Consider the following 13,743-nt stretch of genomic DNA (forward strand, 5'->3'; position numbering starts at 1 on the left):
TTCCCGACCTCTTTTTGTTTAAGGATGTTTATCTTTATTAGAATTACTCATGGTTCGAATGAATAAATCTTTGTATTTATATTTTAAATAATGTTCATGTAAGTACATTAGAGCCACATAGACAATCATGAAAATGGCAGTTAAATAGAACAAATCAAATGTTGTTTGAGCGTAATGAGTAGCAATTCCATAAGAAGAGAATGCACCAATAATCATCCAAGGAAGATACTTGTAATATTTCTTTGACATAAACCTACACCTCCAACATCCTATTTCAATTTTATTATAGCCCTTCAAGAAAAAAATGCAAGCGATTACACTTTTAAAAGATAGCATTTCAGTAGGAAGAATCTTTCTTTTTTAAATTTTTTACGAATAAAAGATATGGAGGGAGTAGGAAAAATGTACTAAAAAATTTTAGATAAATAGTTGACAGATTCAAAAACAAATATTACAATAATGTTACAAAAATATTTCTTAACATTTCAAAAGTGTTACAAAGGAGTGTAAAATGAAAACCAAAACTTCTATCAAATTAATGGTCGCAACTGTACTCGCTTCAACTCTGATATTAGGAGCTTGTGGTAATAAGAAAGAGAACACTGCGAGTGATAGTTCTAGTAAGACAACACAAGCATCTTCTAGTTCTAAGGCAAGTTCTTCAAGTAAAGATAACAAGACTCAGAAGTCATCAACTTCATCAGAAAACACTAAGTCGTCATCTTCTGATCAGTCGACGTCTACTCCTAATCAATCGCAAGCAACAACGGCACCAGAAACAAAGCAGAGCCAAGAATCTTCTGCTAAGCAAGCCCCTTCTCAATCCCCATCCAATCAACAAGGAACACAAGCAAAACCGAATCAGTCAACTTATGATCCAACAACTGATCGCAAACTTCAAGACAAGCAGGCAGAACATAACAAACGTTATAAAGGTGTCTTGACCATGGTTGACAAAGATTTTTCGGCTGCAGCTGGAAATTGGAAGGGTGCTAATGGCGAAACTATCACTGTCTCATCAAGTGGTCAGTTTACAGTAGAATCTGCTGATGGTAAGAAAGAAAACTATTCTATCCAAAGCTATTCTTATACTCTTGATGATGGGAAATACAATGCTGAAGTAGGTGGTGGAAAAGTCATCCAAATTACAACAGGAGCGGATGGTACAGTTTCTAGTGTTGTCTTGATTCAACCATAGAAAACTACCTCAAGTATAGTCTAGACTTAGATTTATAAAAGAGTAGTTCAACTGTTTTTCACTTAATTTCTCTAAATAGAAGTGGTATAATAAATGAATCAAAAGGGAATGAGTGATAAATCAATGGTGGATAAATTAATTTTACCTCAAAATACACGACTCATGGGAGTGTTTCTTGGATTTATAGGTGGTTCTTTGGATGTGTTCTGTCACATCCAGTACCATAGTTTGGTGGCGACACAGACTGGGAACATTCTCCTACTGATATCAGATTGGCACGACTCGAATGTCCTCAATACCATGTTGCGATTCTGCTCCATTATTTTCTTTTCCCTAGGATTTGTTTTTGCCTTACACATGAAAGAATATCGCAAAACAGCCTATTGGCGGGTTAAGATGTTGCTTCCCTTATTTATTGGAACTCTTCTTTTGCCCTTCTTTTCTCGATTTCCTTTACTAGAAGTACCTTTTATTGCTTTTGGAACAGGTATGATGATGCTAACATTTACGGGTAGTTTAATTGAAGATCATCCCTATGTCATTTTTATGACCTCTGGAAATTACCGAAAGATGTTGACTGCTTTGTATCGCATCGTTAGAGGAGAGGGAGATGTTCAAGAATATCGTCGCCAAGCCTTGAACTATGGAATTGTTGTAGGGAGTTTTGTTTTGGGGGCAATTAGTTTGGCTGTATCGATGCATTTTTTCCATGAATGGTCTATTTGGATTGTCAGCTTCAATCTGTTTTTGATCATGGCCTACTATATAGCTAGAGTGAAGCAACTAGATTTGCAAGATGAAAATATATAAAAGGCAAGGCTCTTTTTGAGCTTTGCCTTTTTTGTGAGGTGGATAGAAGATTATGCTTTATCTAACTGCAATAGTGCTTCAATCTCTGCTAGAGTACTTGCTTGTGAAATAGCACCACGAAGTTTAGCGGCTCCAGATGTTCCACGGAGATAGTGAGGAGCTAAGCCACGGAATTCACGGACAGCGATATTCTCACCTTTAAGGTCAATCAAGCGTTTTAAGTGCTCGTAGGCGATTTTCATCTTGTCTTCAAAGGTCAAATCAGGCAGGATTTCTCCTGTTTCAAAGTAATGATTGATTTGGTTGAAGAGATAAGGATTTCCCATAGCTGCGCGTCCAATCATAACGGCATCAGCACCGACTTCTTCAATACGTTGTTTTGCATCTTGGACAGTGCGGATGTCACCATTGGCGATAAATGGAATTTTTGTAAGAGCTTGGGCAACCTTGTGAAGGGTTTCAAGGTCCGCATGGCCAGTATACATTTGTTCACGGGTACGACCGTGCATGGCAAGGGCAGAAACACCTGCAGCTTCAGCAGCGAGGGCGTTTTCTACTGCTAAGGATGGGTCAGACCAGCCTGTACGCATTTTGACAGTGAGAGGGATATCAAGGACTGATTGAACCTTGTTAATGATAGAATAGATCTTGTCTGGATCCTTGAGCCACATAGCACCAGCCTCGTTTTTTACGATTTTATTAACTGGGCAGCCCATGTTGATATCGACGATATCGGTCTTGGTGTTTTCTTGGATGAATTCTGCTGCGCGTGCGAGGCTATCTTCGTCACTACCAAAGAGCTGGATAGAAACTGGGTTTTCTCCTTCATCGATATGAAGCATGTGAAGAGTCTTTTCGTTATTGTATTGGATTCCTTTGTCAGAGACCATTTCCATGACCACGAGCCCAGCTCCAAGTTCTTTTGCAATAGTACGAAAGGCTGAGTTTGTCACACCGGCCATGGGTGCGAGGACCGTCCGGTTTGGGATCTCGACGTTCCCAATCATAAAAGGTGTATTAAGATTTGTCACGAATGAGTTCCTCCAAGTCGTTTTCATCAAAGTTGTAAGTAGTTTGGCAGAACTGACAAGTAATTTCTGCCCCGTGGTCTTCATCCTTCATTTCCTGTAAATCTGAGCTCGGAAGGCTTGCAAGGGCGTTCATAAATCGTTCTTTGCTGCAGTCACATTGGAAACGAATTTCTTCTTCAGACAGACGTTTGTATGGTTCGTCGCCGTAGATAGCTTTGAGAAGGGCTTCGATATGGTCGTCACTCTCTAGCAGTGTTGAAATGGCTGGCATTTCTTGGATGCGTTTTTCAAAACGGGCTATTTCTTCTTCCTTGGCATTTGGCAATACTTGTAGCAAGAAGCCGCCTGCAACCTTGACCTTATCGTCTTCATCTAAAAGAACATTAAGTCCAACTGCTGACGGAGTTTGTTGGCTTTCTGTCAGGTAGAAAGCTAGGTCTTCGCCAATTTCTCCAGAAATAAGAGGCGTCATGGAATGATATGGGTTTCCAGTACCGTAATCAGTAATAACTAGGAATTGTCCATTGCCGACAAAAGGTCCCACCAGTACTTCACCAGTTGCAGTTTTTTTAATATCCACACCAGGGTTTTGTACATAACCTTTGACATTTCCCTTAGTATCTGCAACGGTGATGATGGCTCCGAGTGAGCTAGTTCCGAGGACTTTGACAGTTATTTTGGTATTTCCCTTTTCGTTTGAGGCGAGAATTTGACTGGCAATCAAAGTGCGACCAAGTGCCACAGTTGAGCTAGCTTGAGTGTGATGTTTTTCTTGAGCAGTGCGGACGGTTTCAGTGCTGTCTAGTACATAAGCACGAAAAGATCCACTTTCTGATATTGTTTTAATAATTTTATCCATAGCTACTATTTTAGCATAAAAATGCCCAAAGGTGGAGCCGTGTGTTTGCTAGTTCTCTAGCATTTTTTAAATTATGCTATGCTTGAAGGAGAAAATGAAAGGGATAACGAATGTATTTAGGAGACTTGATAGAAAAAGCTGAGTCAAGTCAATTTTTTACTCTTGAATTTTATTTATTGTATAAATAATTTTGTCTCGTTATTGGGATTTAGTAGTAAGAGTCGTTTGGGTTTTTTATTTTAGAAAATTGGATAATAGAAGTATATAGTTTTTAAATTATGATATAATGAATAAAGTTAACTATCCTTGATAATATGATAGGAACTAATCCTAAATGACAAATCAGGAGATGAGAAAAAGAGAAAAGGAGTCCATCTGGTATGAATTATTTTGAGGGGAATGAGTTTTTCCTTCTATTGTTTGTAGTTTTACTGATTGGCTTTGTTTTAAACTACTTTGGCAAGCGTAAGGATTATTATATTTTAAGTCTGTCAATTTTATTTGCAGGAGCCATCTATGGTAAGAGTAAGGCTATGGTTGTTTATCTATTGGCTTTCATCGTCTACCAATATTTCCTAGTTTTCATAGCACAAAGAATGGATTCAAAACGGTTGAAACCTCTAGTTATATTATCCATTTTACCTTTAGTGGTCAATAAAGTCTTTGCCATAACTCAGCTACATTTGTTGTCTTTTATTGGTATTTCTTACATGTCCTTTAAAACTATCCAAATCATGCTGGAAATATCGGATGGTTTAATCAAAGAAAAAATCAGTGTAAAAGATTATCTGCAGTTTCTACTCTTCTTCCCTACAGTTAGCTCTGGCCCAATCGATCGTAGCAGGAGATTTTTAAAAGAGATAAACGAGGTTATGCCTCGAAAAGAGTATTTGGAGTTAGCAGGGGACGGTGTGTATCGTATCGTTCTAGGCCTTCTTTACAAGGTTATTTTATCAACCTATGTTTGCCAGATACTATTTGCTTTAAGCAATACTGGCACAGTCATTTATTCAATCAAATATATGTACCTGTATACCCTTTATCTGTTCTTTGACTTTGCGGGTTACAGTTTAATGGCTGTGGGGAGCAGTAATATTTTGGGTATTCAGACACCAATGAATTTCAATAAGCCTTTCTTGAGTATTGATATCAAGGATTTCTGGACTAGATGGCACATCACCTTGTCAACATGGTTGAGAGATTTCGTATTTTCAAGAGTTTTGATGCAGGTTATCAGAAAAAAATGGTTTAAGAATAGATTACACAATGCAGCCTATGCTTATATGGTCAATATGTTGGTTATGGGATTTTGGCATGGAATTAGTGTTAGCTACATCGCTTATGGTTTTTACCATGGAATCCTGATGTCTGGATTTGAAATTTATCAAAAGAAAAGCACTTTTTATAAGAATCATAAAAATAAAACTTGGTACAAGCTAATAAGTTGGTTTGTGACCATGAATTTAGTTATGGTTGGCTTCTTTATCTTTTCAGGTGAACCTTATAAGATAATGATGGCAATTCTAAGTAGATAAAGAGATTTGCTAAAACAAGGAGATTGGACAAAACAAGATGATTAAGTTAAAAGCATTTTTACTATCGCTTGTGCTCGTAATCGCGACTCTTGCTATTTTAAATGTGACATACGTCAAGAAGATTGATGACTATTATAAAGTCGAGGACAATAGTATTCGCTACAGCACTTCTTATGAAAAGTATAAAAGTAGAGATATTCTAACAAATAATATCACTCCCAACACACTAGTTCTAATGGGTTCCTCAGAGTTAGTTGCGACAATAAATGAGGATTACCATCCCAATAAAATCTTTAACTATAATGATTTTAATATCATGCAGATAGGAACCAGTTATTCTCAAAATATCATTCAAGCTACGACCTTGAGCTCGATTGAGGGGGCTATGAGCAAGCGAAAAGTAGCCATCGTAGAGTCTGTTCAATGGTTCGAAAAGGATGGGACTCATCAAGACGCCTTCTTAAACAAGGCCTCTCAGGAACATATTTTTCACATGCTAGATAACGAGAAAATCAGTAAGGAAACGAAAGAAAAACTGATTAATCGCATTATTGAGATTACCAAAGGAAACAAACAACAAAATGATATCTATAAAAAGTATAAAAGCTATTTTATAGAAGGAAAAGGGACAATCATTGATAAAAAACTGTTGGAACTTGACAATGCCGTTTATTCCTTTAAGCTTAAACGAAAATTCTATGAAAAACATGCCAAATCAGATTATCCTTCATTAGGGGATAAAACGCCGGATTATGATTGGGAGGAGATGACGAAGAAGTTTGTAGAAGAAGTTAAAAAGAAAACAGATAACAATGATTATGCTGTGGATAATAACTACTACAATACTTATTTGAGAGATCGCTATGCTTCGTTGAAAGATTCTAACAAAGACTTGAGCTACCTGGAGTCACCAGAGTATTCAGATATGGAACTCTTCTTGACAGTTGCTAAGGAATTGGGAATTGAAGTTGAAGTCATTATCTTTCCTGTAAATGGTAAATGGAATGATTATACAGGTGTCTCAAGAGAGATGCGGGAGAAAACTTATAAAAAAATAGAAGATGTCGCAAAAGCTCATGGGGCAACGGTGCTAAACTATGGAAATAAAGAGTATGAAGATTACTTTTTATTTGACGTGATGCACGTTGGGGTGAAAGGATGGATGGAAGTTGAAAAAGAACTTTACAAATTTGCAAATGAAACTAACTGACACACATCGTTTACTATTGTGGACTTTGTTTTTCTACACGGTTATTTTAAGCATCGTAATCTACTGTTTTGTGACCGATTTTTCGAACATTCAAGATTTCATCTATAGTGAATTTTAAGATTACATATTATAAAAATCTCTAGATAAAGGGAACTGCACTGATAAAGTGAGACATAAGATAAGGCTCTATAATATTTATAGTTGGGAAATCCTCTATAGGTAGTATAGAGCTTACTTTATTGTAGCTCCCAATATAATCTATACTGAAAAGCATTTAAGCTATCATTAGAAGGTATCATATGGAACAATTTAATGTTGTTGAAATGTAGTGAAAATGGACGGCAAACAATTGAAAAAATAGTTTATAAAGTGGTATAATAGCAGAAAAATAAGTTAGCAAGAAATTGATTTTATTTTAGTTGAAAATTACAGTAATGAAAGGTTTTTCTTGATGAAACAGAGAAAAGAACTCTACCTCTTTCTTGGTCGGACAGCCTTGTATTTTATTGTTTTACTGGGTTTGCTTTATTTCTTTAGTTATCTTGGTCAAGGTCAGGGTGGCTTTATCTACAATGAATTTTAACTTTAAGGAGAAAATGAACTGTGTCTAATAAACCGATAAAAGATATGATTGAAGCGATTGAGCACTTCGCCCACACTCAGCCTAGCTTTCCAGTCTATAACGTTCTTGGTGAGGAACATACCTATGGCCAATTGAAGACTGATTCAGATAGTTTGGCTGCAACAATCGATCAACTAGATTTACCTGAAAAATCTCCTGTAGTCGTTTTTGGTGGCCAAGAATATGAAATGTTAGCAACCTTTGTGGCCTTGACCAAATCTGGCCATGCCTATATCCCAATTGATAGCCACTCTGCCTTGGAGCGCGTGTCTGCTATTCTTGAAGTAGCTGAGCCAAGCCTGATTATTGCCATCAATGAGTTTCCAATTGAAAACCCAGCTGCTCCAATCATGTCCTTGGAGCAAGTGCATGAAGCTTATGCGGCTCAGCATGCCTACGAATTGCAACATCCAGTCAAAGGGGATGATAACTACTACATCATCTTTACCTCAGGGACAACTGGGAAACCAAAAGGGGTGCAAATTTCGCACGATAACTTGCTCAGCTTTACCAACTGGATGATTACGGACAAGGAATTTGCAACGCCAGAGCGTCCGCAAATGTTGGCGCAACCACCCTATTCTTTTGACTTGTCTGTCATGTATTGGGCACCGACCTTAGCTCTTGGAGGAACGCTTTTTGCCCTTCCGTCAGCTATCACTCAAGACTTCAAACAACTTTTTGCGACCATCTTTTCTCTTCCAATTGCGATCTGGACTTCGACACCATCTTTTGCAGATATGGCTATGCTGTCTGAAGATTTCAATGCTGAAAAGATGCCAGGCATCACCCATTTCTACTTTGATGGGGAAGAGTTGACCGTTAAAACGGCTCAGAAATTGCGCGAGCGTTTCCCAAATGCACGCATCATCAATGCTTATGGACCAACGGAAGCAACCGTTGCGTTGTCGGCAGTGGCTATCATAGATGAGATGTTAGCTACCTTGAAACGTCTGCCAATTGGTTACACCAAAGAAGATTCTCCAACCTTCATCATTGATGAGGCAGGCAACAAATTGCCAAATGGTGAGCAAGGGGAGATCATCGTATCTGGTCCAGCCGTTTCAAAAGGTTATATGAATAATCCAGAGAAAACAGCAGAAGCCTTCTTCGAATTTGAGGGACTTCCAGCCTATCATACGGGAGATGTCGGAACCATGACAGATGAAGGCCTCCTTCTCTATGGTGGACGGATGGACTTCCAGATTAAGTTTAATGGTTACCGTATCGAACTTGAGGATGTTTCTCAAAACTTAAACAAATCTCAGTACATCGACTCGGCTGTTGCAGTACCACGCTATAACAAAGATCACAAGGTTCAAAATCTCTTGGCCTATGTCATCTTAAAAGATGGAGTCAAAGAACAATTTGAGCGCGAGATTGATATTACCAAAGCGATCAAGGAAGACTTGGAAGATATTATGATGTCTTACATGATGCCGTCTAAGTTCCTTTACAGAAAGGAATTGCCGCTAACTCCAAATGGAAAAATCGACATCAAAGGGTTGATTAGCGAGGTCAACAATAGATGATGGATTTCCTGAAACAGCTCCCTCATATTGAGCCGTATGGGAATCCTCAGTACTTTTTGTATGTGATTACTGTTACCTTGCCAATCTTTATCGGTCTTTTTTTCAAAAAACGTTTTGCCTGGTATGAAATACTGGTTAGTCTCTTCTTTATCGTTACCATGTTGACGGGTGGCAAGACTAATCAAATAGCTGCCTTAGGAATCTATCTAATTTGGCAAATTGTACTGGTTCTTTTTTACAAGCAGTATCGAAAAATTCGAGATGGCAAATGGATTTTCTACCTAGTAAGTCTATTATCGTTACTTCCCATCATCTTTGTGAAAGTGCAACCGGCCATTAACGGAACACAATCTCTCCTGGGATTTGTAGGAATCTCTTATTTGACCTTTCGTTCGGTGGGAATCATCATCGAACTGAGAGATGGAGTCATTAAGGATTTGAAAATGTGGGAGTATTTGCGTTTTCTTCTCTTTATGCCGACATTTTCAAGTGGTCCTATTGATCGTTTCAAACGTTTTAATGAAAATTATCAGACGATACCAGAGCGCGATGAGTTGATGGATATGCTAGCTGAATCCGTTCGGTTTATCATGTGGGGGTTCCTGTATAAATTTATCCTAGCTCATATTTTAGGCGAGATTTTATTACCACCGCTAAAGAATTTAGCTTTACAGACAGGTGGCGTCTTTAACTATTATGTAGTGGCCATCATGTACACATTTGGTTTGGAGCTCTTCTTTGATTTTGCAGGTTACTCTATGTTTGCTCTAGCAATTTCAAATCTGATGGGAATTCGTAGTCCGATCAACTTTAACAAACCCTTTTTATCAAGGGATTTGAAGGAGTTTTGGAATCGTTGGCACATGAGTTTATCTTTCTGGTTCCGTGACTTTGTCTTTATGCGCATGGTTATGTTGATGACCAGAAAGAAATTGTTTAAGAATCGAAATGTGACTTCAAGTATTGCCTATATCCTGAACATGCTCCTTATGGGGTTTTGGCATGGGATAACTTGGTTTTACATTGCCTACGGACTCTTTCATGGACTAGGCTTAGTCATTAATGATGCCTGGGTTCGAAAGAAAAAAACGCTCAATAAGGAACGTAAGAAAGCAGGGCGACCTCCCTTGCTTGAGAATCGTTGGGCTCAGTTGCTTGGCATGGTGATAACCTTCCATGTCGTAATGGCTTCATTCTTAATCTTTTCTGGATTTTTGAATGATTTATGGTTTAAAAAATAAAAGGAATTAAAAAATGGATATCAAATCAGAAGTTATTGAAATTATTGATGAATTGTTTATGGAAGATGTTTCTAACATGATGGATGAGGATCTTTTTGATGCGGGTGTCTTGGACAGTATGGGAACAGTTGAATTGATTGTGGAAATCGAAAACCGCTTTGATATTCGTGTCCCGGTTACAGAATTTGGTCGTGACGATTGGAATACGGCTAATAAAATCGTAGCAGGGATTACGGAGTTAAAGAATGCTTAAACGCTTGTGGCTAATCTTTGGGCCTATCTTTGTAGCGGGATTGTTGGTTCTTCTATTGATCTTTTTTTATCCAAGTACAAGAAGCCATAATCTGACGGAGGAGAAATACTCTGCGGCTTCGATAAGTGCAGAAAGCTTTAAGGAAAGAAGTCAAAAAGTAAGAGCCCTTACAGATCCCGATATGCGTTTTGTCCCTTTCTTTGGATCAAGTGAATGGATGCGTTTCGACAGCATGCATCCTGCGGTCTTGGCGGAGAAATATAGTCGCCCCTACCGACCCTATTTTTTGGGACAAGCAGGAGCGGCCTCGCTTAACCAGTATTTCGGTATGCAGCAAATCTTGCCAGAAATCGAGGGAAAGCAGGCAGTATTTGTCATTTCCCCTCAGTGGTTTACAGAGGATGACTATGAGCCAGCCATCTTCCAAAACTACTTTAATAACGATCAGTTGACAGCCTTTTTAGAAAATCAATCGGGAGATATAGGAGCCAAACATGCGGCTAATAGACTCTTGAAGCAGAATCCAAGCGTACCGATGAAGGGGATTGTTGAGAAGTTGGCTAAGAACGAGCAATTGTCGGACTTTAATCATTCAATTATTACAGCTTCTGCAGAGTTCAACGAAAAACAAGCTGCTCTTTTTGGCCAATTCTTGATTCGAGGTCGATCAGAGTATAAAGATCATATTGAAAAATATTTGAGCAGTCTCCCAGACCAATTTTCTTATGAAGAATTGGAAAAAATCGCTCGAAAAGAGGGTGAAGAAAATACAACCAATAATGATTTGGGAATGGAGAACCATTTTTACAATACTCAGATAATGAAAGATTTGAAAAAGTGGGAAGGTTATCAAAAAAATTACAACTTTCTCAAGTCTTCTGAGTACAATGATTTGCAGCTAGTGCTCGATCAATTTGCCAAGTCCAAGGTCAATGTGCTCTTTGTCTTTCAACCTGTCAATAAAAAATGGATGGATTATACAGGTTTGAGTGAGGAGATGTATCAACACTCTGTCGAAAAAATTCGTTACCAATTGGAGAGTCAGGGTTTCACCAATATTGCTGATTTTTCAAAAAACGGTGATGAACCTTATTTTGTCAAGGATACGATTCATATCGGTTGGTTAGGCTGGTTGGCGTTTGATAAGGTTGTAAATCCTTTTTTGAGCAATCCAACAACAGCACCTATTTACCAAATGAATGACCGCTTCTTTAGCCAGGATTGGGCAAATTACGATGGGAATATTAAAGATTTTCAATAATAGCAACAGAGCCTGAACCTTAGTTTGGGCTCTTTGTAATAGATGATTTTTGGTAATGGACATTGTGGTAGCGGCCTCTTCATTTGAATAAAGGTAAGTAAAAAGAGATCGAGAAAATGAAAACATAAAAAATTGTTTTCATCTTTTTTCTTGATTCTTTTTTGGTTTATGATATAATTAACCAGTAAAGAATCTATGGTGATCTATATTGTTTTAAGAAAAAGATAACTAGGAAAGGAGAAGTTCATGAGACAATTAGCAAAAGATATTGATCATTTTTTAAATGAAGTTATCCTCAAAGCTGAAAACCAGCACGAAATTTTGATTGGTCATTGCACCAGCGAAGTGGCTCTGACTAATACCCAGGAGCATATTCTTATGCTTTTATCAGAGGAATCATTGACCAATTCGGAGTTAGCACGTCGTCTGAATGTCAGTCAGGCTGCTGTTACCAAGGCTATCAAATCTTTGATTAAAGAGGGGATGTTGGAGACATCTAAGGATCCCAAGGATGCTCGTGTCATTTTCTATCAGTTGACAGACCTAGCTCGACCAATTGCTGAAGAGCACCATCATCATCATGAGCACACCCTCTCGACTTATGAGCAGGTCGCGACTCAGTTCACACCAGATGAACAAGAAATCATCCAGCGGTTTTTAACTGCTTTAGTAGGAGAAATCAAGTAATGAGATACATCACAGTAGAGGATTTATCCTTCTATTATGACAAGGAACCTGTGCTTGAACATATCAATTACAGTGTTGATAGTGGGGAGTTTGTCACCCTGACAGGAGAAAATGGAGCGGCGAAGACTACTCTTATCAAAGCTAGTCTGGGAATTTTACAACCGCGAATTGGGAAAGTAACTATTTCAAAGACAAATATTCATGGTAAAAAACTAAGAATTGCCTATCTTCCTCAACAAATTGCTAGTTTCAATGCGGGCTTTCCAAGTACTGTTTATGAATTTGTTAAATCCGGTCGCTATCCAAGAAAAGGCTGGTTCCGCCGTTTGAATGCCCACGATGAAGAACACATCAAGGCTAGTTTAAACTCTGTTGGTATGTGGGAACATCGGGATAAACGCATTGGCTCCCTTTCTGGTGGGCAAAAGCAAAGGGCTGTTATCGCACGTATGTTTGCTTCAGATCCTGATATCTTTATCTTGGATGAGCCGACGACAGGGATGGATGCGGGTACAAAGGATGAGTTTTACGAACTCATGCACCACAGTGCCCATCATCATGGCAAGGCTGTTTTGATGATTACTCACGATCCTGAAGAAGTTAAGGACTACGCAGATCGTAATATTCACCTGGTCCGAGACCAAGATTCCCCATGGCGTTGCTTCAATGTCCATGAAAGTGACCAGGAGGTGGAGCATGCTTAATCTATTGTCTTATGATTTTATGCAGCGAGCCTTTTTGGCAGTTATTGCCATGAGTCTCTTTTCGCCAGTTCTGGGGACCTTCCTTATCTTGCGTCGTCAAAGTCTTATGAGTGATACTCTGAGTCATGTCTCCCTTTCAGGGGTTGCCGTTGGCTTGGTTTTGGGGATTTCTCCGACTATTTCAACCATTGTGATTGTCTTGATTGCGGCGGTCTTCCTTGAATACCTACGTACGGTTTATAAAAGCTTTATGGAGATTGGGACAGCTATTCTCATGTCTACAGGACTTGCAGTTTCACTTATTGTCATGAGTAAGGGTAAGAGCTCTAGCTCTATGAGTCTGGACCAATACCTTTTTGGTTCTATTGTGACCATTAGTCAAGAGCAGGTCATTGGACTCTTTATCATTGCGGCGGTTGTTTTAATCCTGACCTTCCTCTTTTTAAGACCTATGTATATTCTAACTTTTGATGAGGATACAGCTTTTGTCGATGGTCTTCCAGTGCGTACCATGTCTATTCTCTTTAACATGGTAACTGGTGTGGCTATTGCCCTCATGATACCAGCTGCGGGGGCGCTTTTGGTATCGACTATCATGGTCCTACCAGCAAGTATTGCTTTGCGTCTAGGTAAAAACTTTAGTTCTGTGATGATACTTGCTAGCGCTATTGGTTTTCTAGGCATGGTGGCAGGACTTTATATTTCCTATTATGCAGAGACACCTCCTAGTGCAAGTATCACTCTTATCTTTGTAGTTGTCTTCTTGTTAGTCAGCTTATTCAAACGTTTTATCAAATAGG

At 38.7% G+C, this 13,743-nt stretch carries 15 protein-coding genes; 12 read left to right on the plus strand and 3 right to left on the minus strand.

Annotated elements, in window-relative coordinates; genetic code table 11:
• Nucleotides 1-18: 18 nt before the first annotated feature.
• Nucleotides 19-249 (minus strand): hypothetical protein, encoded by a 231-nt coding sequence (locus tag NMM19_RS08035; RefSeq protein ID WP_178895545.1) that lies wholly within the window; start codon nt 247-249, stop codon nt 19-21.
• Nucleotides 250-511: 262 nt separating this feature from the next.
• Here NMM19_RS08035 and NMM19_RS08040 point away from each other — a divergent pair, with 262 nt between their 5' ends.
• Both NMM19_RS08040 and NMM19_RS08045 read left to right on the plus strand, forming a co-directional pair.
• Complete coding sequence (locus NMM19_RS08040) at nt 512-1,198, plus strand: hypothetical protein (RefSeq protein WP_178895544.1); 687 nt, start codon at nt 512-514, stop codon at nt 1,196-1,198.
• Between the two features lie 123 nt (nt 1,199-1,321).
• Nucleotides 1,322-2,008 carry a YoaK family protein gene (locus NMM19_RS08045; RefSeq protein WP_254730849.1) on the plus strand — a complete coding sequence of 229 codons (687 nt, stop codon included), beginning with the start codon at nt 1,322-1,324 and terminating at the stop codon, nt 2,006-2,008.
• Nucleotides 2,009-2,058: 50 nt separating this feature from the next.
• Here the strand turns inward: NMM19_RS08045 and dusB are convergent, their stop codons facing one another.
• Both dusB and hslO read right to left on the minus strand, forming a co-directional pair.
• Nucleotides 2,059-3,039, minus strand: coding sequence for a tRNA dihydrouridine synthase DusB (gene dusB, locus NMM19_RS08050; RefSeq protein ID WP_178895543.1), 981 nt, complete (start codon nt 3,037-3,039; stop codon nt 2,059-2,061).
• Nucleotides 3,026-3,898, minus strand: a complete 873-nt coding sequence (hslO, locus tag NMM19_RS08055) for an Hsp33 family molecular chaperone HslO (protein WP_178895542.1) — start codon at nt 3,896-3,898, stop codon at nt 3,026-3,028. The genes dusB and hslO overlap by 14 nt, the downstream gene beginning before the upstream one ends.
• A 380-nt stretch (nt 3,899-4,278) precedes the next feature.
• On the opposite strand from hslO, the gene dltB (NMM19_RS08060) reads away from it, so the two are divergent.
• The 10 genes from dltB (NMM19_RS08060) (at nt 4,279) to NMM19_RS08105 (ending at nt 13,742) form a co-directional block, all read left to right on the plus strand.
• Entirely contained in the window at nt 4,279-5,433 is a 1,155-nt protein-coding gene (gene dltB, locus NMM19_RS08060; protein ID WP_178895541.1) for a D-alanyl-lipoteichoic acid biosynthesis protein DltB, read from the plus strand.
• 37 nt (nt 5,434-5,470) lie between these two features.
• Nucleotides 5,471-6,643 (plus strand): D-alanyl-lipoteichoic acid biosynthesis protein DltD, encoded by a 1,173-nt coding sequence (gene dltD, locus NMM19_RS08065; RefSeq protein ID WP_178895540.1) that lies wholly within the window; start codon nt 5,471-5,473, stop codon nt 6,641-6,643.
• A 451-nt stretch (nt 6,644-7,094) separates the two neighbouring features.
• Nucleotides 7,095-7,226 carry a teichoic acid D-Ala incorporation-associated protein DltX gene (locus tag NMM19_RS08070; RefSeq protein ID WP_049525793.1) on the plus strand — a complete coding sequence of 44 codons (132 nt, stop codon included), beginning with the start codon at nt 7,095-7,097 and terminating at the stop codon, nt 7,224-7,226.
• Between the two features lie 20 nt (nt 7,227-7,246).
• Entirely contained in the window at nt 7,247-8,797 is a 1,551-nt protein-coding gene (gene dltA / locus NMM19_RS08075; RefSeq protein WP_178895539.1) for a D-alanine--poly(phosphoribitol) ligase subunit DltA, read from the plus strand.
• On the plus strand, nt 8,794-10,038 hold the full coding sequence (gene dltB / locus NMM19_RS08080; RefSeq protein WP_178895538.1) for a D-alanyl-lipoteichoic acid biosynthesis protein DltB: 1,245 nt from the start codon (nt 8,794-8,796) through the stop codon (nt 10,036-10,038). Before dltA ends, dltB (NMM19_RS08080) begins: the two co-directional genes overlap by 4 nt.
• Nucleotides 10,039-10,051: 13 nt before the next feature.
• Nucleotides 10,052-10,291, plus strand: coding sequence for a D-alanine--poly(phosphoribitol) ligase subunit DltC (gene dltC, locus NMM19_RS08085; RefSeq protein WP_178895537.1), 240 nt, complete (start codon nt 10,052-10,054; stop codon nt 10,289-10,291).
• On the plus strand, nt 10,284-11,552 hold the full coding sequence (gene dltD, locus NMM19_RS08090; protein ID WP_178895536.1) for a D-alanyl-lipoteichoic acid biosynthesis protein DltD: 1,269 nt from the start codon (nt 10,284-10,286) through the stop codon (nt 11,550-11,552). The genes dltC and dltD (NMM19_RS08090) overlap by 8 nt, the downstream gene beginning before the upstream one ends.
• 246 nt (nt 11,553-11,798) lie before the next feature.
• Complete coding sequence (adcR, locus tag NMM19_RS08095) at nt 11,799-12,239, plus strand: zinc-dependent transcriptional regulator AdcR (protein ID WP_178895535.1); 441 nt, start codon at nt 11,799-11,801, stop codon at nt 12,237-12,239.
• Nucleotides 12,239-12,943, plus strand: a complete 705-nt coding sequence (locus NMM19_RS08100; protein WP_178895534.1) for a metal ABC transporter ATP-binding protein — start codon at nt 12,239-12,241, stop codon at nt 12,941-12,943. The genes adcR and NMM19_RS08100 overlap by 1 nt, the downstream gene beginning before the upstream one ends.
• Nucleotides 12,936-13,742 (plus strand): metal ABC transporter permease, encoded by an 807-nt coding sequence (locus NMM19_RS08105; protein ID WP_178895533.1) that lies wholly within the window; start codon nt 12,936-12,938, stop codon nt 13,740-13,742. Before NMM19_RS08100 ends, NMM19_RS08105 begins: the two co-directional genes overlap by 8 nt.
• Nucleotide 13,743 lies beyond the last annotated feature (1 nt).

Source organism: Streptococcus sp. CF8_St5-17 (assembly GCF_024295665.1).
Classification (GTDB): domain Bacteria; phylum Bacillota; class Bacilli; order Lactobacillales; family Streptococcaceae; genus Streptococcus.